This is a genomic window from Corallococcus sp. CA053C (assembly GCF_003611675.1).
Lineage (GTDB): Bacteria > Myxococcota > Myxococcia > Myxococcales > Myxococcaceae > Corallococcus.
Genome location: NZ_RAWA01000045.1, coordinates 16,448 through 38,085, shown reverse-complemented (window position 1 = coordinate 38,085; position 21,638 = coordinate 16,448). Strand labels below are relative to the sequence as shown.

The 21,638-nt window shown below is 73.0% G+C and carries 13 protein-coding genes and 1 pseudogene; 12 read left to right on the top strand and 2 right to left on the bottom strand.

Annotated elements, in window-relative coordinates:
* From D7V97_RS09075 to D7V97_RS09065, 3 genes and pseudogenes are all read left to right on the top strand, one after another.
* A pseudogene (locus D7V97_RS09075) lies at positions 1 to 494 on the top strand (hypothetical protein); the annotation flags it as partial.
* A 212-nt stretch (positions 495 to 706) separates the two neighbouring features.
* Entirely contained in the window at positions 707 to 4,303 is a 3,597-nt protein-coding gene (locus tag D7V97_RS09070; protein ID WP_233582596.1) for a flagellar motor protein, read from the top strand.
* Positions 4,304 to 4,327: 24 nt separating this feature from the next.
* Positions 4,328 to 7,420, top strand: a complete 3,093-nt coding sequence (locus D7V97_RS09065) for an MYXO-CTERM sorting domain-containing protein (protein WP_120610204.1) — start codon at positions 4,328 to 4,330, stop codon at positions 7,418 to 7,420.
* Here the strand turns inward: D7V97_RS09065 and D7V97_RS09060 are convergent.
* Positions 7,404 to 8,813: a DUF4388 domain-containing protein gene (locus tag D7V97_RS09060; protein WP_120610203.1), complete on the bottom strand. Its 1,410-nt coding sequence runs from the start codon at positions 8,811 to 8,813 to the stop codon at positions 7,404 to 7,406. The two genes, D7V97_RS09065 and D7V97_RS09060, sit on opposite strands and share 17 nt — an antisense overlap.
* 27 nt (positions 8,814 to 8,840) lie before the next feature.
* Between D7V97_RS09060 and D7V97_RS09055 the strand changes: the two genes are divergently transcribed.
* From D7V97_RS09055 to D7V97_RS09015, 9 genes are all read left to right on the top strand, one after another.
* Positions 8,841 to 9,230, top strand: coding sequence for a VOC family protein (locus D7V97_RS09055; protein ID WP_120610202.1), 390 nt, complete (start codon positions 8,841 to 8,843; stop codon positions 9,228 to 9,230).
* Between the two features lie 73 nt (positions 9,231 to 9,303).
* Entirely contained in the window at positions 9,304 to 10,782 is a 1,479-nt protein-coding gene (locus D7V97_RS09050) for a general secretion pathway protein GspE (protein WP_120610201.1), read from the top strand.
* Positions 10,783 to 11,107: 325 nt separating this feature from the next.
* On the top strand, positions 11,108 to 12,136 hold the full coding sequence (locus D7V97_RS09045) for a hypothetical protein (RefSeq protein ID WP_147444755.1): 1,029 nt from the start codon (positions 11,108 to 11,110) through the stop codon (positions 12,134 to 12,136).
* The gene (locus tag D7V97_RS09040; protein ID WP_120610199.1) at positions 12,129 to 12,860 is read left to right on the top strand and encodes a PIG-L deacetylase family protein; all 732 of its coding nucleotides are present in this window, start codon (positions 12,129 to 12,131) and stop codon (positions 12,858 to 12,860) included. Before D7V97_RS09045 ends, D7V97_RS09040 begins: the two co-directional genes overlap by 8 nt.
* Positions 12,857 to 14,740, top strand: coding sequence for a hypothetical protein (locus D7V97_RS09035; protein ID WP_147444754.1), 1,884 nt, complete (start codon positions 12,857 to 12,859; stop codon positions 14,738 to 14,740). Before D7V97_RS09040 ends, D7V97_RS09035 begins: the two co-directional genes overlap by 4 nt.
* Before the next feature lies 1 nt (position 14,741).
* Complete coding sequence (locus D7V97_RS09030; RefSeq protein ID WP_120610197.1) at positions 14,742 to 15,863, top strand: trans-aconitate 2-methyltransferase; 1,122 nt, start codon at positions 14,742 to 14,744, stop codon at positions 15,861 to 15,863.
* Positions 15,864 to 16,016: 153 nt separating this feature from the next.
* On the top strand, positions 16,017 to 16,658 hold the full coding sequence (locus D7V97_RS09025) for a RedB protein (protein WP_120610196.1): 642 nt from the start codon (positions 16,017 to 16,019) through the stop codon (positions 16,656 to 16,658).
* Complete coding sequence (locus D7V97_RS09020) at positions 16,655 to 18,154, top strand: methyl-accepting chemotaxis protein (protein ID WP_120610195.1); 1,500 nt, start codon at positions 16,655 to 16,657, stop codon at positions 18,152 to 18,154. Before D7V97_RS09025 ends, D7V97_RS09020 begins: the two co-directional genes overlap by 4 nt.
* A 42-nt stretch (positions 18,155 to 18,196) precedes the next feature.
* On the top strand, positions 18,197 to 19,402 hold the full coding sequence (locus D7V97_RS09015; RefSeq protein ID WP_120610208.1) for a proprotein convertase P-domain-containing protein: 1,206 nt from the start codon (positions 18,197 to 18,199) through the stop codon (positions 19,400 to 19,402).
* 66 nt (positions 19,403 to 19,468) lie between these two features.
* Here D7V97_RS09015 and D7V97_RS09010 read toward each other — a convergent pair whose 3' ends face one another.
* Positions 19,469 to 21,610, bottom strand: a complete 2,142-nt coding sequence (locus D7V97_RS09010) for a serine/threonine-protein kinase (RefSeq protein ID WP_120610194.1) — start codon at positions 21,608 to 21,610, stop codon at positions 19,469 to 19,471.
* Between the last annotated feature and the right edge of the window lie 28 nt (positions 21,611 to 21,638).

Sequence of the window (21,638 nt, the reverse complement as noted above, 5' to 3'; positions counted from 1 at the left end):
GGGTGGCGGACCTCGCGGGCTGGCCGGTGCCTCGACAGCCGCTGCGCGTGGATGGCGCGGAGAAGGTGACGGGGGAGGACGGCACGGTGGTGCTCGGGCCGCTGCGTCCCGGCGTGGTGCGCGTGGCGCACGGCGTGTGGCCGGGACTCGATGTCACGGTGCACGTGCTGGGTGCGCAGGGACCGGTGTTCCCCGAACAGGCTCCGCTGGTGCCCGCGCCTGTGTCGCGGCGCGTGGACGTGGGGCCGCCGTTGCCGGTCAACGTGCGGGTGCGCGTGGAGGGCGCGCGTGTGACGTGCTGGGTGGAGGACTCGCGGGGCCAGGTGCTGGTGGACCGGCCGGTGTACATCGCGCTGTCCGAGGGCGAGCGGTCCGACGAGACGGTGCGTGACGGGCTCACGCGCTTCACGGTGCGTGGCGCGAAGGGCGCCGTGAGCGTGTCCGTGGCGGACGTGCGCACGGGCGTGACGGCCATCGAAGAGGTGCAGCCTTGAAGCGCTCCTCGCCGGGGCCCGACTCCGGACGCGCCGGCTTCGGGCGCTTCTTCCGGGGTGATGGCCGTCGAGAAAGTGCGGCCTTGGAGTGCGCTTCTCTGGCGCTCGGATTCGCATGCTTCGCCTCTGGACGCTTCGCTTCGCGTGACGGTCATCGAGAAGATGCGGCCTCGGCGCGCATCTCTCCGTCACTCGCTTCCGCGCGCTTCGCCTTGGGACGGTTCATCGTCGGTTGCTTCACCATCGCCGTTCTCCTGCTTTCGCCGGAGGCTGCCGCGCAGGCGCTGTCCTCGGACCTGGCCACCCAGGCTTCGACCATCGCCGGTCGTGTCTGCCTGGACGTGGATGGCGACGGTCGCTGTAGCCCCGAGGAGCCCGGAGTCGCGAGCGTGCGGCTGGTGCTCGCCACCGGCCGCGAGGTGCGCACCGATGCCGCCGGGCGCTACCACCTCACCGGTGTGGACTCGCGCCTGCCGGACCTGACCGACGGCCTCCACCTGCGTCCCGGGCGTCACCTGCTCAAGGTGGATCCGCGCAGCCTGCCGCCCTCCAGCCAGGTGTCCCCGAAGGCCGCGACCGTGGAGGTGCCCTGGGGCGCCGTCATCCTCCAGGACTTCGCCGTGCGCGCCACCGCCGCACCTGCCTCCGCGCCGACCGCGACCGCACCCGGCCGTCCTCCCGAGGCCCGTGTCGCCCCCGAAGGCCTCCGCTTCCTGATCACCGGTCATGCCGCTCCGGGTGTTCGGGTCCGCGCGGGCAACCTGGATGCGACGGTGGACGCCTCCGGCGCGTGGCAGGCGATGGTGCCGCTCCAGCCGGGCGAGAACGTCGTCCCCATCACCACCACCGCGTCGGGCGGCGCGGTGAGCTTCTTCCACCAGCGCTTCGACGTGCTGCGACGCGGGAAGAGCGGGTGGCTCGTCATCCCCCGCGAGGTGCAGCGCCTGGGCGCCTTGCACGGCCTTGCGTCCGACGCCGCTCCGCTGCCCACCGGTGAGACGCGCCTGTCGTTGGAGGCGCCTCCCGGCACCCGCGTACGCTCTCCCGAAGGCGAGGTCGTGGTGGGCCCCGAAGGTCGCGTCGGCCTGCCCGTGCGCCTCGTGTCGGGGAGCAACGACGTCCCCCTCTCCCTTCAACCCCCGGGTCAGCCCGCGAGCACCGTGACGGTGTCGCTCGAAGCCCGTGCCCAGCCCTTCGCCGTGGGCCTGCTCGACCTGGAAGCCAGCATCGCGCCCGCGGGCGGCGGCTTCCGGCTCCGGGGCCGTGGCGCGGCCCATGCCGAGGCGCAGGTGGGGCCGGTGCAGCTCGTCGGCGAGCTGGACCTTCGCGACACCGACGTGCGCCAGCTCAAGGACGCGCCCCTCGCGGACTGGCTGCGTCCACGGGTGCCTGAACGCTTCGACCGCTGGCGGGATCCCGACCTGTCTCCCGCGGAGTGGGGCGATGCCTCCGTGTCCCTCACCCCGAACCCCTCCGAGGGACTGCTGCGCCTGGAGGCCCGTCACGAGCAATATGGCCGCGCGGGCTTCGGCACCTACCGCGCGCTCCAACAGGACCGCGAGGTGGGCCGCTACCACCACCCCCTCTTCGGGCCCTTCGCCGAACTCCACAAGCAGGTCGGCGAGCTGCGCGTGGGCGTGGACGTGTTCGCGGGCGGGCTCGTGGATCCGACGCGCGGACTCGCCGCGACGCCCGCGCACGAGGAGCTTCGGGCCACCGGCGGCAGCCTCTACTACCTGGGCGGCAGCACCGTGGCGGAGGGCTCGGAGCTGGTGCGCGTGGAGGTGCGCGACGGCGTCACCGGCCTGCCCCTGGGCGAACAGCACCTGATCCGCGGACGCGACTACGACATCGACTACCTCGCGGGCCGCATCCTGCTCGCGCGGCCCCTGTCGATGCTCACCGGCACCGCGCTGCTCCGCACGGAGGCCCTCACCCAGGCCCCCGAGCCGGTCCTCGTCGTGGACTACGCCGTGCTGCGCTCCGGGGATCCGCGCGACACCGTGGGCGGTGAAGCGTGGGCGCGCTGGCGGGACACGTCCGTGGGACTCGCCGCCGTGCGCGAGCGCCGCCTGGGCACTCCCTTCCAACTGCTGTCCGGCCGCGGGCAAACACGGGTGGGTGCGTACTCGCTGCTCGCCGAGGCCGCCACCAGCCGGGGGCTCGCGGTGGAGCCCGGCGTCTTCGGCGTGTCGGACGATGGCGGCCTGTCCTTTCTCCGCCCCGTCGGCACGCAGGACGACCACGGCGGAGCGGTGGGTCTGCGCGTGAGTGGACCGGGGCCACTGGGACATGGCGGATCCGTGGACGCCGCGTGGCGCGAGCGCTCGCGGGGCTTCTCCGACGGCGCCCACCTGGAGGCCGCGCGCTTCCGGCAGCTCTCCCTGCGCGCCACCCAGCCCGTGGGCCCGCTGCGCTTCACGCTCCTGGGCGACGAGCGCCGCTCCGCGGATCCGCGCCTGCCCTTCGAGAACACCCCCTTCGCCGCGCGCACCCTGGGCGCCGCCGCGGGCTATGAGCAGGACGCGTGGGGCGTGCGCGTGGAGGTGCGCGACGGCTGGCTGCGCGCCACGGACGTGCCCGGCACCGGCCCCCTGCGCGAAGGCGGCCGCACCTCCGCGGGCCTGGCGGGACACCTCACCGTGGCGCCCGGCGTGGTCGTGTCCGCCGGCCACCGGCAGCGGCTCAACGAGCGCGGCGCGGGCCCCGGCAGCTGGGATGACACCTTCACCTCCGCGGGCGTGGACGTGGCCCTGGGCCCGGACGCCTCCGTGGGCGTCAAGGGTGGCTGGGGTCCGCAGCTCGGGCCGCAGGCGTGGCTGGACGCCCGGATGCGGCGGGGCCCGGAGGTGTTCTACGGCGGCTACTCCGTGGACGTGGACGGGCCGGACCACGGCGCCGGCCGCGCGGTGACGGGCGCCCGCACGGAGGTCGGGGACGGCACCACGGTGTTCGTGGAGGACGTGAGCGCGCACGACGCCACCTCGTTGCGCCTCGCCCGCGCGGTGGGCTTCCAGCAGGTGGTGCTGGACGGCTTCGGCGTGGGGGCCCGCTACGAGCGCGGCGTGCGCCATCCGCTGGACATCGCCGGCGACCTGACGCGCGACGTGGCCAGCGTCTCCGCGCAGTGGCTGCGCGAGCGCGTGCGGGCGGAGGTCCGCGCCGAGGTCCGCCACGAGGAGGGCATCCCCGCGCGGGGCCCCTCCGTCCCGGTGGACCGCACCCAGGTGGTGCTGGCGCTGGCCGCGGAGGCGCTGCTCGTGCGCGACGTGACGGCGTCGGGCCGGTTGGACTTCGCGCACACGGCGGGCCTGGACGGACTGGAGGCGCGGTTCGCGGAGGGCTTCGCGGCGCTCGCGTGGCGGCCGGGCCCCTGGCTGGTGGTCGCCCGCTACGGCCTCACGCGCGAGCTGTCTCCCGGCATCCGCGGGGCCTTTGGAGACCGGACGTTCCAGACGCTGTCGCTGATGCCTGCGGTGCGTGTGGGAGACCGACTCTCCGTGGCGGCGGGGCTGCATGCCGGGCGGGCCAGCCTGGGGGCGTCGTCCCAGTGGGTGTGGACGGGCACGCTGCGCCCGTCGGTGCGGGTGGTGGGCGGACTGGAGGTCGGAGTGGAGGCCGCCCGGCGCACGTCCGCGACGGACGGCCAGGGCCTGGATGCCCTCCGGGCGGAGGTGGCGTACCGGCTGGACGAGCGCCTCCGGGTCGCTCTGGGGTACACCGTCCTGGGCTTCAGCGGTTTGGGTCTGGGAGCGGAATCGGTGGATGCTCCGGATCGCCTCTACCTGCGGGCGGAAGTGGCCTACTAGAAGCCGAGTGAAGGGACGTCGAACATGCGAGCCTGGAGGGTTGGCTTCGGCCTGGTGTGGGTCGCCGCGGTGGCGCATGCGGGCTGGACCACCACCCAGACCCAGAACGGCATTCCGAAGGACGTCGTCGTCTTCCGACCCGGCTTCTTCGCCGTGGCGACCGACCTGGAGCTGTTCATCTCCCAGGACGGCGGCGTCTCCAGCCTGTCGGGCGGCATGGCGGGCAGCTACCTGCGCGGGACGAACTGCGTGGTGGGCGTCCGCGACGACGGCACCCTGCACGGCGTCGGCGGATGTTCTCCGGACGAGGGCAAGAGCCTGTTCCCGGACAGCCCGGAGGAACTGCCCGCGGTGCGCTTCAGCCCGGACGCGGGCGTGGGCTACGCGGCCGCCAAGGTGTCTCCCGTGAGCTGGGAGTTCCGCTCCTCGCTCGTCCCGAAGGAGGGCAACGCGGAGTGGGGCACCCTGGCGATGCCGCTGCCGAGCGCCGTCGCCCGGCCGCAGCTGGCGGTGCTGCCTCCCCAGGCGGACGGCTTCGCGCACGCCCTGTTCTCCGTGTCGCCGACGAAGGCCAACTTCGTCTGGTACCGGGGCACGACCGCGCAGGCCTATCCGGCCCAGGGCGTGACGCCTCCCAACGCAGCGCGCTCCGTGGCGCTGTTGCCCGGCGTGGATCCGGCGAAGCCGCTCGCGTACTTCGGCAACGACACGGGCCTGTTCCGCGGGACGCTGGGAAGCACCTCGTCGCCGTTTGATCCGGTGCCGTTGGATGGCGGCCTGATGTCGGTGGATGCGCTCGCCTTCGACGTGGCGAGTGGCTCCAACGCGGGCGTCGGCTTCGGCCTGATGTTCGTCAAGCAGCAGGGCGGACAAGTGGCGGCGCTCAGCGCGGAGCCGGTGCTGCCGTCCGCCGTGCCCGGCTCCGTGTGGCGCGGCAACCCGAAGTTCAGCACGGCCAGCAACGAGTCGGCCGCGCAGGTCGCGTGCTCGGGCGCGTCGTACTGCGTCGCCATCTTTCCCCGGCCCACGCAGAACATCTTCATCTACGAGAACACCGCGAGGCCGGTGCTGAACGTGACGCAGCCCTACGACGTCGCGGAGGGCTCGCAGCAGAAGCTGCCCCTCGACGTGGTGGACAACGACGGGGACGCCGTGCGGATGACGGCCACGCTGCGCGATCCCAGCGGCCTGCTCACCGCCGTCCCGGAGGCGAATCCCTCGGGAGGCAACGGCCTCACGCTGGCGTTGACCGCGGCCTCGGGCTTCTGCGCGAGCCAGACGGCGTTCGTCGACCTGGTGGCCTCGGACGGCCTCGCCGCGCACGACACGACGCGGACGGTGGCGCTGCAGGTGAAGCACACGCGGCCCCCCGACGCGCCCGCGGGCGCCCCCGAGTCGGTGGAGGGCGGGGTCTTCTTCGCGGGCGGTGTCCGGGGCACGCTCACCCCCCGACCGGGCTTTTTCGGCTGCGCGCCCGTCAAGTACCTCTGGGAGTCATCCACCAACCCCAGGGCCCCGAAGCTCGAGACGACGGACACGGTGGCCACGCTCAACCCGGTGTTGGACAAGGCGGACCGCTGCAAGCCAGGCGGCAACCTCTTCACCTACGGGGTGCGCGCGAACGATGGCGAGCTGACGTCCGCGCTCACGCCCGTCCAGGTGACGATCCATCCCTGGGGACCTCCCGAGGCTCCGTTCGCGACCGCCACGCGCGAGGTCTACTCCGGGACGGCCCTGTTCCCCCTCCAGCCGAACCACGTGTGCGCGGGAGTCCAGGGGTTGCCTGCCGTCTCCACGCTGTGGGCGGTGACGGACAACCCGTCGAACGTGGCGGTGACGGTCGTCGGGAGCGGCGCTCCCGTGGGCCCGACGCCGGTCGGGGCGGACTCCGTGCTGGTCAGCTCGCAGTCGTGCGTCGACACGGCGCTGACGCTGCGCGCGTTCAACCGCATCACGGTGGAAGGGCGCGTCCTGGATGGCCCGGTCTCCGACGTCCAGGTGAAGGTGCTGCCGCGCTGGGCCCCCCTGAAGACGGTGGCGCTCGGGCTGGAACTGGACCCGCCGGAGGAGCGCAGGGTGCGCGGCCATGTGACGACGACGCCGCTGCTCAACTGCACGAGCGATCGCGCCCTCACCACGGTGGCGACGCTGGAGGAGCCCGAGTCCGCGCCCGGGGTCCCGGGTCGGGTGCTCGCCACGCAGACGTTCGCCGGCGTCTCGGACAGCTTCGACCTGGCGCTGCCCCCCACCTGCGGCGAAGCGAGCTACACCTTGCGCGTCCGCGTCTACGAGACGCTGGGCACCGGCGCGATCGAGGTGTCCGAGCACTCCCAGCCGTACCCGCGCTACGCGCGCGACGTGGTGCTGGGGGACGTGAGCGGTGAGGTCATCGCCACCTGTGGCGAGGGGGCCCGGGGCACGCTGCGGCAGACCTTCCCGGAGGGTGCGTGCACGGTGGTGGACCTGGCCTGGAGCCATTCGCTGGGGCCTACGCTCGCGTCGCTCCAGTCGAGCGGTGACATGGTGGAGGTGGCCACGGCGGATACGGAGCTGGAGTCGCTCGTGGGGGAGTTCATCACCCTCCACGTGAAGGCGACCGCGCAGGGGGCCGCCGAGACGACGCGCGAGCACGTGGTGCGCATTGGCGCCCGGCCCTTCGTGACGGTGGAGCGCAGCACCGAGCTGGCCACGAGCTCCGACTCGGGACAGGTGGGCGTCGTGGTGACGCTGCGCAACGACTCCGCGTGCGGCGTCGCGTCCCTGCGCTACGAGGAGGTCGCCACCGGCGCGGAGCTGCTGCCCGACAGCGTGAAGCTGGACGGTCAGCGCGTGACGCCCACGGAGGTGGAGGGCGGCCGCTTCACGGTGGCGCCGGTGACGCTGGCCGCGGGCGCGACCGCGACGCTCACCTACGTGGTGCGTCCGGGGCTCTTGAGCACGCCCACGTATTCAGGCGTCGCAAAGCTGCGGGACGTGGCGGTGTCCCAGCCGCCCGCGCCGCCTCCTTCCTCGTCGGGTTGTGGCTGCTCCGGCGGTGGCTCGGGCGTGACGGCCTTCGGGCTGGGGGCGCTCGCGTGGCTGGCGCGGCGGCGGCGCGGCGTCAGAGCCCGAAGCTGATGCGCTGGCGGCGGCCGGGCGTCTCCTGCCGCTCCTCCAGCACGCCGGACAGCTCCAGGCCGCGCAGGGTGGCCAGGGCCTCGCGCTCGGACAGGTCCGTGAGCGCCAGCAGGTCCTCCACCGTCTTCGTGCCGTCCGCGAACGTCAGCAGCATCGCCTGCGGGCCGGTGAGCTTCAGCTCGTGCAGGCCGTAGGGCGGGGCCGCGGACGGGAACAGGCGGCGTCCGGGCGCCATTGACTGGCGCAGCGCCACCAGCGTCTCCGTGCGCGTCACGCCCTCCAGGATGAGGTCGCCGGGGAAGAGCGACAGCGGCACCAGGTCCGCGCGCTGCGGCCGCATGGGGCTGAAGCCGTAGCCGCCCTCCACCCACGCGAACGTGGACCAGAGGATCTCCTTCACCTGCTCCTCCAGCAGCCGGCGCCGCTGCGAGGGGCTCAGCAGGCCGCGCTTCAAGAGCGCGTCGCCGGTGCGCAGCGAGTGCTCGCGGGCGTACGTGGCGGCCTCGTTGAGCTGCGCCTCCGTCAGCGCGCCCTTGCGCAGGCAGAAGCGGCCGAAGCGCTCCGGGGCCAGGTTGGACGCGGCGTAAACGACGCGGCCCGCCTCGAAGTAGACGACCTTCAGCACCGTGCCCTGGCGCAGCTTCAGCTCTCCGTGGTGGCGTGCCTCGTAGTAGGCGTTGAGCAGGCGCGGAACGCGCGTGTGCTTCAGGTCTCCGCCGAGCGACCACTCCGGCAGCTCGCGACGACGGCGCTCCGGCGCGGGCACGGGCTCCGCCCACACGGCGTCGCGCCGGGCGAAGGGCAGGGGCAGGGCCTCCGACACGGGCGCGGCCGTGTTCGTGTCCGCGCTCAGGTCCATCTCCATGTCCATGTCCGGGTCCGGGTCCGGGTCCGGTGCCGCGCTGTCCGGCTCGGCCGGGTCGGGGCTCGCTTCGGGCGCGGGCGCGGCCTCCGGCACCGGCTCCTCCTGCACCAGCTCCTCCAGGACGAGCAGGTCCACCTCGTCGAGCAGCTCCGACTGGGGCGCGGGCGGCACGCCGGCGGCCTCTTCCAGGGCGTTGAGCACGGCGTCGAGTTCGAAGGGCTTCTCGAAGAAGGCGCACGCGCCGTGGACCTTGATGGCCTCCTGGGCGAAGCGGTCGCCCTTGTAGACGCCGCTGACGGCGATGGCGGGGATGCCGTGGGCCCTGAGCGCGCCCAGCACCTCGCTGCCCCGGATGTCCGGCAGCAGCAGGTCCACCAACGCGGCGTCGAAGCGGGAGGCGGGCCCGAGGGCCTCCAGCGCGGACTCGCCCGTGAACACGGCGAGCGCGTCGTGACCCCGGGTCTGCGCCACCGTGGCGATGAGGGAGGCCAGTTCCTGGTTGTCCTCGACGATGAGCAGTCGCGCCATGGGCGGGCAGACCCTAGCATCAACCCCATGAGGGACGTTCAGGGCTTCCACCATGTGGCGATTCAAGCGAAGGACGTGGAGCGGGTGACCACGTTCTATCGGGACCTGCTGGGCTTTCCCGAGCTCAAGCGCCACCTGCGCGAGGACGGCACCCTGCGGAGCATCTGGGTAGGCGTCCCCGGGGGCGCCTTCCTGGCCATCGAGGCGGTGGACGGGGCGCCGGAGGCCTCGCCCTTCCGCCACCCGGAGCCGGGCCTGTTGATGCTGGTGTTCCGCATCCCGCGCGACGCGAGGGGTGGGGTGGTGGAAACCCTTGCCCGCGCGGGAGTTCCCCTGGAGCACGAGACGCGTTGGACGCTCTACGTGCGGGACCCGGAGGGCAACCGGGTGGGGCTGAGTCATCACCCGGAGGACTAGGTGTTGCCCGGGGGGCTGGGGCGCCCGGGCGGAGGCTTGCGGAGGGTGACGGGGCATGGCTACAAGCGGCCCCATGCGCCTGGGTGAACTGCTCGTGAAGGACGGCCTGGTGTCCGCGGCGGCCGTGGAGGAGGCGCTGGAGTCCCAGGTCGTGCACGGCGGTCGGCTGGGGACGAACCTGGTCGAGCTGGGGCTGCTGTCCGAGCAGGACCTGGCGAAGTCGCTGGGCAAGCTCCACAACTGCGCCTACGCGTCCGGGGAGATGGTGCCCGACCCGAAGGCCGTGGGGCTGGTGAGCCTGAACGAGGCGGACGACAAGGAGTACCTGCCGATGCGCTCCGACGCGACGCGCTTGAGCGTCGCGGTGGTGAACCCGCACGACTTCCCGACGCTGGACGCCATCGCGTTCAAGACGGGCAAGCGCGTGGTGCCGGTGGTCATCCCCGAGTTCCGGATGAACCAGCTGCTGCGTCGGCACGCGAAGGCGTTCCGGCAGCTCCGGGCCATCGACATGAACGCGGTCCGTCCCCGGCCGGCGAAGGGCGCGGCGGCGGAGCTGGTGAAGGCGCAGGAGCGCCCCGCGGACCTGATGAGCGAGGAGGAGTTCCAGTCCGTCTACGCGCAGGCGCTGGGCGGTGGCTCGGACGGGGACGAGGATGTGCTGGAGGGGGAGATCATCACCGGCGAGGAGCTGGTGGAGACGCCCGTGCCCGCTGCCCCTGCTACCCCCGCGGCCCGGCCGCCCCAGGCGCCCCCGCAGGCCCGGCCCGCGGTGCCGGCGCAGCCCCGTCCCGGCGCGCCCGTGCCTCCCGCGCCCCAGCGGCCGATGTCGCCGGGAGTGCCACCGCGCGTGGACATCCCCGCGCACGTGGCCCCGTCGGTCCCAGCAGGCCTGCCCGCGCATGCGGCCATGGCGGGTGCGTCCGCGAGCACGGTGGGGCCGCTCGGCGGTGCGCCCGGAGTGCCCGCGCAGGCCGCGCCTCCCGTGGGCGCCATGGCGGGGCCGCACCAGGCGATGCAGCCGGCGGCACCGACGCCCGCCCGCGCGCCCGAACCGCGTCCGACGCCGCTGACGTTCCCGGAGGCCCAGGCGGAGCTGGCGCGCAGCTCGGACCGCGAGGACGTGGCGCGCACGGTGCTGCGCTTCGCCTCGGGCAAGTGGCGCCGGTGCCTGCTGCTGTCGGTGCAGGGCAACCTGGTCACGGGCTGGCACGGCATGGGGCGGGGCGTGCGCGACGAAGCGGTGCGCCGCATGGGCGTGCCGCTGCGCGACCAGAGCACCTTCCGCCTCGTGCGTGACACGCGCTCCCACTACGTGGGCCCGGTGAAGCGCGACGCGGCCATGGGGATGTTCTACCGGCTCCTGGGCGGCGGCTTCCCCACGACGGCGGTCATCCTGCCGCTGCTGGTGCGCGGCAAGGTGGTGCACCTGCTCTACGTGGACAACGGGCCGGATCAGCTCACCCCGCCGGACGTCGGCGAGCTGCTCATCCTCTCCCAGAGCGTAGGCCGCTCGTACGAGGCGATGATGCGGCGGCGCAAGAGCGCCTGAGTCCGCGGTCCCTCCGCGACGACAGGACGGGCCGTATTCCCTGGCGAAACGGCCCATGACAGGGATTGCGCGCCCGCGCCTGGACGTGCCCCGTCCCTGACGTGCCCCAGCCGATCCACCGGCCCAGGTCGTGTCCCCCGAGTGGAACACGGGCGCGCCGCCGTGGAGGAGACACCCGACCGGGACGGGCGCCCGCGCATGGGCACGAACAACCCGGGAGGTGACAGGGATTGAGAGGAATTGGGCTCCGGACGGAGTCCTTCCTGATCCAGGAATGTCAGACGCGGACCGTAATCTGCGACGCATTCCAGCCCGAAACCCACCCATGACGACCCGACATCCCATGCCCGACACCGCGCCCCGGACTTCGTCGTCTTACCCCCCTGCCAGGCCCTTCGCCCCGGGAGGGGACGGCCTGATCCGAAGCCAGGCGCCCCGCTTCACGGACATCCACCCGCTGCGGTTGGAGGACTACGTGTCGGGGACGCCCCGGCGCCGGGAGGCCTTCGCGCGGATGCTGGTCGCGCACCTGTCCGAGCGTGGCTTCTTCTACCTGGAGCGGCCCGCGTCGCTCCTCGCCCGACACGACCTGGACGGCCAGTTCGAACGCTACGAGGCCACCTGGCAGCACGCGCTCCTGGCGCACCCCTACCTGCAGGAGCTGATGCCCGCGTCGTCGGTGTTCAAGACGGGCTACAACGCCACGTGGTACCCGGAGTCGACGGTGGTGCGGCAGGCCATCGAGGCCTTCATGGCCAAGCCCGCGACGTGGAGCGAGTTCCGCCGGAAGCTCGTGCCGGAGCCGGTGCGGGAGCTGCTGGAGGCCTCGGAGGACGCCTACCGGGCCTGCCACGCCGTGGGCAGCGTGCTGCTGGAGGCGCTGGAGCAGGGCTACGGCCTGCGCACCGGAGGCCTCACGCGGCTGTTCCGCCGCCGCACGGAAGGCGCGGTGCGGTTCGTGAAGTACCACGCGCCCAGCGTGGCCCGGAGGCGCCGGGAGGTGGTGGCGCACGCGTCGGAGCCGCACGCGGACAAGAGCTTCTTCACCTTCAACCTGGGCGAGTCGCGGCCGGGCCTCGTGTGGCTGGACGGCGACGTGCCCCGCCTGATGCCCAACGACGCGGGGCACTGGCTCATCACCTCCGGCCGGTTCTCCGAAGGGCTGACGCGCGAGCTGGACACGCCGGTGCGGGCGTTCCGGCACACGGTGGTCAATGACGGCGAGCGCGTCGTCGTGCTGGGCTTCGTGACGCCCGAGGGCGACCTTCACGACCTGCCGCTCGACGCGTGGCCCGCGCCGCCGCTCGCGTCCGGGCGGATGGAACCCGCGCGCGCGGGAGGCTCCCGTGGCTGAGCGCGCACGGAAGGAAGAGGGGAGCCCCGAGCACCTCTTCTTCTCACCGCACCCGGACGACGTGGCGCTCGGCGCGTACGCGAGCCTGCTGAGCGTGCCCCGGGACGTCGTCCCCACGCTCGTCACCGTGTTCTCGCAGAGCTGCTGGGAGTTCGTGCTCCCGGTGGACCCTGCGCGGGCGCTCGCGGTGACGTCCCTGCGGATGGGCGAGGACCGGCGGTTCGCGCGTGCGCACGGCGCGAACCTCGTGCACCTGGGCTTCCGTGACACCAGCCTGCGCGCCCCGCCGGGAGGCCCGCCCGAGTCGGAGGAGGCCCGGGCGACGCTGGCCGTGCGCGTCCGGGAGGCGCTGCGAGACACGCTGGCCCACGTCTCCGACGACGCGGTCTGCTACGTGCCGCTGGGCATCTCCAGCCACGCGGACCACCTGCTGGTGCGCGACGCGGTGCGGGCGCTGCGCGGGGACCGGGGCCGCGTCGTCTACTACGAGGACCTGCCGTACTCCGCGCACCATCCCGACGACGAAATCGTGGACTACGCGTGGGCGCTCGGGCTGTCGCCCCGATGTCTGGACATGACGGCGCTGTGGAGCGCGAAGCTGCGCGGACTGTCCTTCTACGCAAGCCAGCTGGAACCCAGGACGCTGCCCGCGGTGGAGGCGCACGCGAGGCGACTGGGCGCGGGCCGCAAGCTGTGCGAGCGCGTCTGGACGGTGGCCTCGTGAGCGGCGCCCTGCTGGTGCACCTGTCCTACGAAGCCACACGCACGCTGGGCGGGATGGGCGTGGTGCTGGAGCACCTGCTGGGCGAGCCTGGATACAGGGAGGCCTTCCCGCGCACGCTGCTCGTGAGCCCCACGGTGCGCCCATGCGGCCTGGGCAGCTACGCGCCGGAGGAGTCGCTCGCGCGCGACCTGGAGGCGCACGGCGAAGTGCTCTACAGCGGCCTGCGCCGCCACAACCCGGCCCGGTGGGAGCGCGTCTTCCAGCCCGTGGAGGCGCGGCATGACGTGTCGTTCGTCTACGGGCGGCGCGACGCGCCGGGCGGGCCGGTGGAGGTGCTGCTGGTGGACATCACCGACGTGCTCCGGGGCTACCGGGTGCGCCTGGGCACGCTGCCGCTGTTCCTGCAACGGCTGCATACGCTGCTGGGCGTGGACCTCCCGTTCGACAGTCGGGGAGGGCGCTCGGCGCCATGGCGTGCGCTCTCCCGCGTGTGGCGTGGCGTCTTCGGAACGCGCTTGGGCGCGGCGCCGTGGGTGAACCACCTGTTCCGGCGCGCGGTGCACCACGGCTTCGTGGACGCGCCCCCGCTGGATCACGACGCGATGCTGGCCGTCACGCTGGCGGAGCCCGTCTTCGACGCGGTGGCGCGGCTGCGCTCCCCGGATGACTCGGGGGCCGTCCTCCTCGCGCAGGAGCACCTGTCGCTGCCGCTCGCGTACAAGGCGCTGCTCGACGGACGCGACTGGTGCCGCACCGTCTACTACGCGGGCGAGGTGCGCACGCCCCGGGTGCTCGTGGAGTACGGCGAGGCGGGGCAGGGCGCGTCCGACGCCCGCTTCTACAACGTGCAGCGCCTGGGCCTGGAGCAGGGCCGGACGTTGGAGGAGGTGTATCCCGTCGGCACCTGGCCAGGCTTTCAAATCCTCCGCAACGGCCACCGGTGTGACCGCGTGGGCGCGGTGAGCGCGTCGGTCGCGGACGAGCTGCGCTTCCTCGACACGCGGTACTCGAACCAGCCGCTGACGGTGGTGCCCCACGGGCATCGCGCCATCGCGACGGACTGGGACGCGAAGGAGGCCGCGCGTGCGCGGGTGCTGCATCATGCGCGCACGCGGTGGGGACGGGACTTCCGCCTGCTGCTCACGCACATCTCCCGGGACGAGGTGTGCAAGGGGCTCTGGCGCGACGTGGACGTGTGCGAGCGATTGGCGGAGCGACTGCCTCCGGAGCGGCGGCCCGCGCTGCTCGTGATGGTCTCCGAGTGGAACGAGGCGGAGCCGTCCGACAACCTGCGCGACGTGAAGGCGCGGGTGGAGGCCTTCAACGCGCGCGACACCGGCCTGCACATCGCGCTGGTGAACCAGCCCACGTGGCCCGCGGGGCTGGACTTCACGCGGGATGACCTGCACCGCGCCACGGACGTGTCCCTGGGACAGTCGCTGTATGAGTCCCACGGGCTCGCGCAGCTGGAGCCCCTGGGCTGCGGCGCCATCTGCGTCATCTCCGGCGCGAGCGGCGCCCGGCGCACGTTGCAGCTGCTGTGCGCGATAGCGGGCCTGTCGGAGCGCGCGCATCCGAACCTCGTGGTGGCGGACCCCGTGACGGACGCCCGGGAGGCGGGCCTCGCGAACACGGTCGAGGGCTGGAAGGCGCTGGCCCCGGAGGTGCTGCGCGCGCAGGAGCTGCGCACCGCGGAGCGCGTGGCGGAAGAGGTGCTGCGCCGTCTGCCGCGCGACGCGCACGAAGGACGCCTCCTGCTGGAGACGGGGCGGGCCCTGGCGGAGCGGATGGCCTGGGAGCCGCTGATCCGCGAGCAGTTGATTCCCCTCATCCGATTCCCGGCCCGCGACGCGGCCGCGGAACTCAAGTGGAGTGCCTGACATGGCGGAGAATGCGAAGGCCGGGACGCTCATCGTGGTGGCCCACCCGGAGGACGTGGTCCGCCTGTTCAGCACCGTGGCCGAAGGCGCGGAGCTCGCGGTGGTGACGGAGGACGGAGGCGCGGGCCGGGAGCTGGAGGCGGTGGGCCGGGCGCTGGGAGCGCGAGGCACGCACCTGCTCCTGTCCCCCTCGGAGGTGGGGCCGTGGTGCCGGGAGCGGCGCGAGAGGGGCGACCCGCGCGTCTTCACGCACAGCCCGCAGGAGGACGCGCCGCTGCACCGCGAGGTGGCGCTGCTCGTCAGCCGCGTCTTCGACCGGCTGTGGGTGCCCGCCACGGGCGCGCGGCCGTCGGTCTGCACGGTGCTGGACGACGCGGCCTTCCAGCGGAAGCTGGGCCTGCTCAACGCGCTCTACCGCGAGCGCCCCGACGGAGCCCAGGGGGGCGCGTGCACGGATCCGCTGCGGGACGGGCCGGGGCTCGAGGCCTTCACCGAGGTGCGCTCCGGGGACGTGGTGCGCGCCCTGTCCCTCACCAAACCGGAGATCTTCTCCGAGCTCGCGGACCCGTGGGGCTTCGCCGGATCCACCTACGAAGGCGAGCGCTTCGCCCTCACCGCGAAGGTGCTGGAGCCGCTGCGTCACGCGTCCCCGGCGCCCCGGCGCGTGGTGGACGTGGGGGCATGCGAGGGGATGATGACCGAGCACCTGCTGTCACTCTTCCCCCAGGCGAGCATCCAGGCCGTGGAGTCCGAGCCGCGCTTCGTCGCGCGCCTGCGCGAGCGGCTGGGCGGAAACGCGCGCGTGCGCATCGTGGAGGCCTCCGCGGAGGACGTGGCCCTGGAGGCCGACCTCGTGCTGCTGGCGGAGGTGCTCTACTACCTGTCCGACGACGCCAGCCGCGACCTGCTGGACCGGCTGCGCGCCTCCCACCTGCTCACGTCCTATGGCGGCGGCTTCGGCGCGCAGGTGCACGCGGCGCTCGCTGAGCGTGGCTGGGGGACCGTCCACTCCGCGATCCTCCCGGGCCGCATCGAGCCCGTGGATGGCGCCCGCAGCCCGCTGCTCGTGCGCCGCGCGGGCACCGAGATCCGTCTGTGGGAACGGAACATCTCTCACGGATGACGCATCTGGCCGGATTTGATGTCTGTCCAGGGCTGTAGAGGGGCTGTACTCGCCTGCCTGAATGCGTATTGCCAAGGCCCCGGGAACTCTCCAGCATGGCCGGGCATGGCCTCCCCGGCAGTCGCCCAAGGCCCCCTGGATGCCCCGGCTCGGGTGTCACGTGACGAGGGCCTGAAACACACCGCGCTCCGGCGCCGGGCACTGCCGTGGCTCATCGGGCTCTGGGTCGTGGCGTCGGCGCTGGGCTCCGGATGGGTGTGGTCCCACGCGAACGCGGCGGGAGCCGGGGCCACGCCGCCGTCCCGCCTGCCCGCGGCGCTCGCGCCCCTGCGCGGTCCCGGGGTGTGGTCGCTGCTCGTCTTCCTCCATCCCCAGTGCGCGTGCTCGCGCGCGACGCTCGCGGAGCTGGCGAAGCTCACGGAGCACGCGGGCGCTCGGCTCGCCACGCGCGTGTTCGTGTGGGCGCCGCGCGAGGCGCCTCCGGGCTTCGTCCAATCGGAGCTGTGGACGCGCGCCCGGGACCTGCCCGGCGTGGAGGTGGTGTTGGACGTGGACGGACAGGCCGCACGCGAAGTGGGCGCGCGGACGTCCGGCCAGGTGGTGCTGTTCGCGCCGGATGGCGTGGAGCGCTTCAGCGGTGGCATCACCCCCGCGCGCGGCCACGAAGGTGATAGTACGGGCAGCCTCGCCATCCGGGCGCTCGTGGACGCGGAAGCACCGAGGGCCTCCGCGTCGCCCGTCTTTGGCTGTGCCCTGGAAACACCCCCGCCTGTGTCTGGTGAACTCCTGCCATGAAGATCCACCTCCCCGACACTGAGGTGGCGGAGCGGTCGCGCCAGCTCTTCGACGCACAATGTCTGTCATTGAGCATGCGCACGGACCGGACCTTCCTCGTCCTGATGGTCTTGCAGTGGCTGGCGGGGATCCTGGCGGCGGTGTTCGTGTCCCCCCGGGCGTGGGTGGGCCTGCAGAGCGCGGTCCACTTCCACGTCTGGGCCGCGGTGGGACTGGGGCTGCTCTTCGGCGGCCTGCCGGTGGTGCTCGTGCTGATGCGCCCCGGGCAGGTGTCCACCCGGCACGTCATCGCGGTGGGACAGGCGTTGATGTCCGGGCTGATCATCCACCTGGTGGGGGGCCGCATCGAGACGCACTTCCACATCTTCGGCTCGCTGGCGCTGATGGCCATGTACCGGGACTGGCGGGTGCTGCTCACCTTCAGCGGCGTGGTGGCGGCGGACCACCTGCTGCGGGGCGCCTTCTGGCCGGAGTCCATCTTCGGCGCGCATGCGCGCGAGTCCTGGCGGTGGCTGGAGCACGTGGCCTGGGTGGTGTTCGAGGACGTCTTCCTCATCGTCTCCTGCGTGCAGGGACGGCGCGACCTGCGGGCGGCGGCGGAGCGCGAGGCGCAGCTGGAGCTGTCGCGGGAGGCGGTGGAGGCGCGGGTCGTCCAGCCGCTGGTGGGCTCCGTGGCCGCGCTGCGCGACTCCGTGAGCACGCTGACCGGGTCCACGAAGGACCAGCACGAGGACCTGGCCCGGCAGGCCCGGGCGCTGCAGGAGACGCAGGCGACGGCGGAGGAGATCCGCCAGACGTCGCTCGTCGCCTCCGAGCAGGCCGCGCGGGTGCTCCGTTCGACGGAGGAGGCGGGGGACGTGGGCGCCGCGGTGGAGGACGCCATTGGCCGCAGCGTGGAGGGCCTGGCGGACATCCGCACGCAGGTGGAGGACATCTCCGAGCGCATCCTGGGGCTCGCGACGTACACGGAGAAGATCGCCGGCATCACCCGCACGGTGCAGGACCTGGCGGACCAGTCCAACGTGCTCGCCATCAACGCCGCCATCGAGGCGGCCCGGGTGGGCGAGGTGGGCCGGGGCTTCGCGGTGGTGGCGCGGGAGATTCGCAGCCTCTCGTCGCAGTCCGTGGCCGCCACGCAGCAGGTGCGCACGGTGCTGGACGACACGCGCGCGCGCATCCAGGGCGTGGTGGACCTCACGCGCCAGGGGGGTGAGCGCATGGGCAGGGGCATCGAGACCATCCGCGCCTCGGGCGAACGGCTGCGCATGTTGTCCGGGCTGGTGCAGGGCAACGCGGACGCCGTCCGTCGGATCTCCGCGTCGGTGAACCAGCAGTCCGCGGGCGTGTCGCAGATCTTCACCGCCGTCACGGAGCTGACCACGATGATGGAGATGACGGTGGCCCGCGTGGGGTCCACCGACGCGGCGGTGGACATCCTGCAGGTCGTCACCGAACAGGTGCACGGTGTCATCAGCCTGTATCAAGGCGAGGCCTGAACTCCGCTCACAGGCCCCCCTGTCATGGAGTACATGGAGGCCATGACCTCCCGACTCCGTCGTTTCTTGTCGTTTTCCTCGGTTCCCCTTCTTTTGAGCTGCGGCGCCGCCGCGGTCCCGGACAGCGCCGCGCCGGTGTCCCAGGCGCAGGAGCTGGCCACGGGCACGCCCGCCGGCAATGGCGTGGTGCTGTTCCTCAATGACTACGCAACGACGCTCGCGGTGCTGGACACCGAGGTGCCGCTGAACCTCCAGGCCGCGCAGGCGCTGACGGACTGGCGCGAGGGCCCGGACGGCGTGTTGCACACGGCGGATGACCGGCGCTTCGTCTCCATCGAGCAGGTGGACGCGGTGCCCTACGTGGGTCCGGCGGCGCTCGCGGCGCTGGAGGCGTACGCGCGGGGCACGGGCCGCGTGGAGCTGCCGGTGGATGGTTGGGTGGGCACGTTCCAGGGCGTGACGTTCAACGTGGCGGAGGCTCGCCGGGCGCTGGCGGTGGCGAACACGCAGGGCGCGGGCGCGCTCCAGGCGACCTACGGAATGTCCCCGGCGGCGGCGAACGCCGTCGTGGCGGCGCGGCCGTTCTTCCACATCTTGAAGCTGGGGCGGCTGCCCGGCGTGGACGGCCTCTCCCTGCAGAACCTCAAGACGGCCACGCAGCAGGCCGCGGAAGGGGACCCCTGCACTGGCGCGACGACGTGCCAGCCGGGCCTCTTCTGCGAGGGCATCCCGAACGACGCCTCCAGCCCGTATGGCCGCTGTGTCTCGGGCGCGAGCATCCCGGGCGACGGCGCGTCCTGTTCGCTGTTCGTGCCGTGCCAGGCAGGGCTGACGTGTCACGGCCTGGCGTCGGGCGCGACCGAGGGCTGGTGCCGGCCGGCGTGGATGGAGGGGGAATTCACGGTCTGGGCGGACGTCGCGCTGCAGGGCAACACGACGCCGGTGGTGTCGGGGCAGGCGGTGGTGGGGCTGGCGACGGTGCCGGAGGACATCACCGTGGAGCTGGACCTGGCGCACAACAACCCGTCGAAGCTGGTGCTCACGCTGGAGGATCCGGGCGGTGAGACGGCGCTCCTGTGGGACGGGCCGAACGAAGGCACGCCCCCGAAGCGCATCCCGGTGACGCGCGGCATCCCGCGCGACGGCACCATCAACGGGCTGTGGAAGCTGCACATCGTCAACCCGTCGGGGACGGGCAACGGCCGGCTGCGGGAGTGGACGCTGAAGCTCAACAGCCGCTGGGACTGACGCGGCGGTTTCCAGGGAGCCCCGAGGGGCCGGCACGGACCGGCCCCGTTTCAAGAGGCGAGGAGGCTACTCCTCCGCCTCCTGGGGCTCCTCGAAGTTCACGTCGAAGTTGACGCGCTGGCCGGGCTCGATGGTGAAGGACTTCTGCCAGCGGGACGGACCCACGGTGACGAGCAGGCGGTGATAGCCCTCGTACACGTCCAGCTCCTCCACGGGGACCACGCCCGCGGGCTTCCCGTCGATGGTGACGTTGGCGCCGGCGGGGCCGCGCACGTTGATGAAGGCCTTGTTGAGGAAGAACTGGAACGCGGAGCGGCCGGTGGGGGCCACCGTCACGGTGCGCGACACGGAGATGCCGAGCGCGCCGTTGGTGAAGGTGAGCAGGTGGCGGCCCGGCGGCAGCGGCACGGACAGCGGCGTGCGGCCCAGCAGGGTGGTGTTGCTGTTGAGCGTGACCTCCACGCGCGGCTCCACGGTGAGGTCGAGCATGCCCATGACGGGGCCTGCGTCCACGATGCCGGCATCCTCCACGCCCGCGTCCTCGGGACCGGCATCGAAGGGGACGGGCGCGGCGATGACTTCCGGCGCGCCCGCGTCGAAGGTCTCCACCGTCATGGTGCCCTGGAGCTGGCGCTGGACGACCACCGCGCCCGCGCCGAGCGTCAGCGCGAGGCCACCGACGACGTAGGGGATCCACGTGCGCGAGGGCTTCTTCGCCGCCACCTGCGCCGAGGGGTTCGCCGCTCCGCCGAAGATGGGGCCCGCGGGCCGGGCACCCGTGTTGGACGTCGCGCCCTGCGCGGAGGTCGAGACCTGGGGGCCTGCTGCCTGCGAGTGCGTCGAAGCCTGGGGGCTCGCCGCCGCGCCCTGCGAGTGCGTCGAGGACTGGGTGCTTGCCGCTGCGCCCTGTGCGTGCGTCGAAGCCTGGGTGCTTGCCGTTGCGCCCTGCGCGTGCGTCGAAGCCTGCGCGTTCGAAGAAGGACCGTGCGCGGCCTGGGGGCTCGCAGCGGGACCCTGACCGTGCGTAGAGGCAGGCGCATTCGCAGCCGACCCATGCGCGGACGTCGAAGCCTGCGAGGACGCTGGACCCTGGGCACTCGCACCCGTCGCGGAAGTCCCCGCGGCCTGCGCGTTCGCGCCGGAACCACTGGACGTCGTGGGCGACGCGGCGGCCGCCGGAGCCGAGTTCACCTCGGGCACCAGGTTCTTCACGGGCTCCGCGAGCCCCGCGCCCTTCGCCAGGACCTCCGCGATCTGCGGCGGGGACATGCCGGCCTTCGCGAGCGCCTCCGCGATGCCCAGCTCAATCGTCTTGCGCCGTGCGGCCCGCGCATCGCTCTCCGGCGGGAACAGCTTCGCCAGGTGCTCCGCGAAGGACTCATGCGTCGGCAGCTTGCCGATGGCGTCCACCACCGCCTCGCGGAACGCGAGCGCCGTGGGGTAGCGCTCCAGCGCGCGCTTCGTCGTCGCCCGGCGGACGACGGCGTCCAGCTTGAGCGGCACGTCCGGCGGCATCGGCGGCAGGGCGCGGTTGAGCACCGCCTTGTCCGGATCCGCCGACTCCTTGAACGGCATCTTCCCGGTGAGGCACTCGTGCAGCGTGAGCCCCAGCAGGAACACGTCCGACTGCACGTTGACGGCCTCACGCCCGCCCAGGAGCTGCTCCGGGGACGTGTACGCGCGGCGGTTCTTCACGCGCTTGCCGCCGCGCTCGCGGGGCGCCACGGAGAGCGCGCCGTAGCCCGTCACCTTCGTGAAGCCGCTGAACGACACCATCAGCGTCTCGGGCCGGATGTCTCCGTGCACCAGCGGCGAGCCGTCGTCATTGCCCGCGACGTGCGCGTAGTGCAGCCCCATCGCCGCGTCCGCGACCACGAGCGCCGCGAACGCGGGCGACATGCGCGGGCCCACTTCGAGCACGCGGCGCAGGGGCTCGCCGTCGGCGAACTCGGTGACGCGCGCGAGCCCGCCCTCCAGCTTCTCCAGGCCGTGCACGCGCAGGATGTTCGGATGGTCGAAGACGATGGCGCGGTTCGTCTCGCGCTCCAGGCGCGCCACCAGCTCCGGGTTCTGCGCGATGTCAGGCGGGGCCCAGATGAGCACCACGGGACGGGGCGTGGCGCCATCCTCCAGCGCCAGTCCGAGGAAGGCCCGCGAGCCCTCTCCGGCAAGGAGGGGACCGAGTGATTGGTAGCGAGGCGAACTCATGGGAACGGCATGCTAGTGCCCTTCCCGT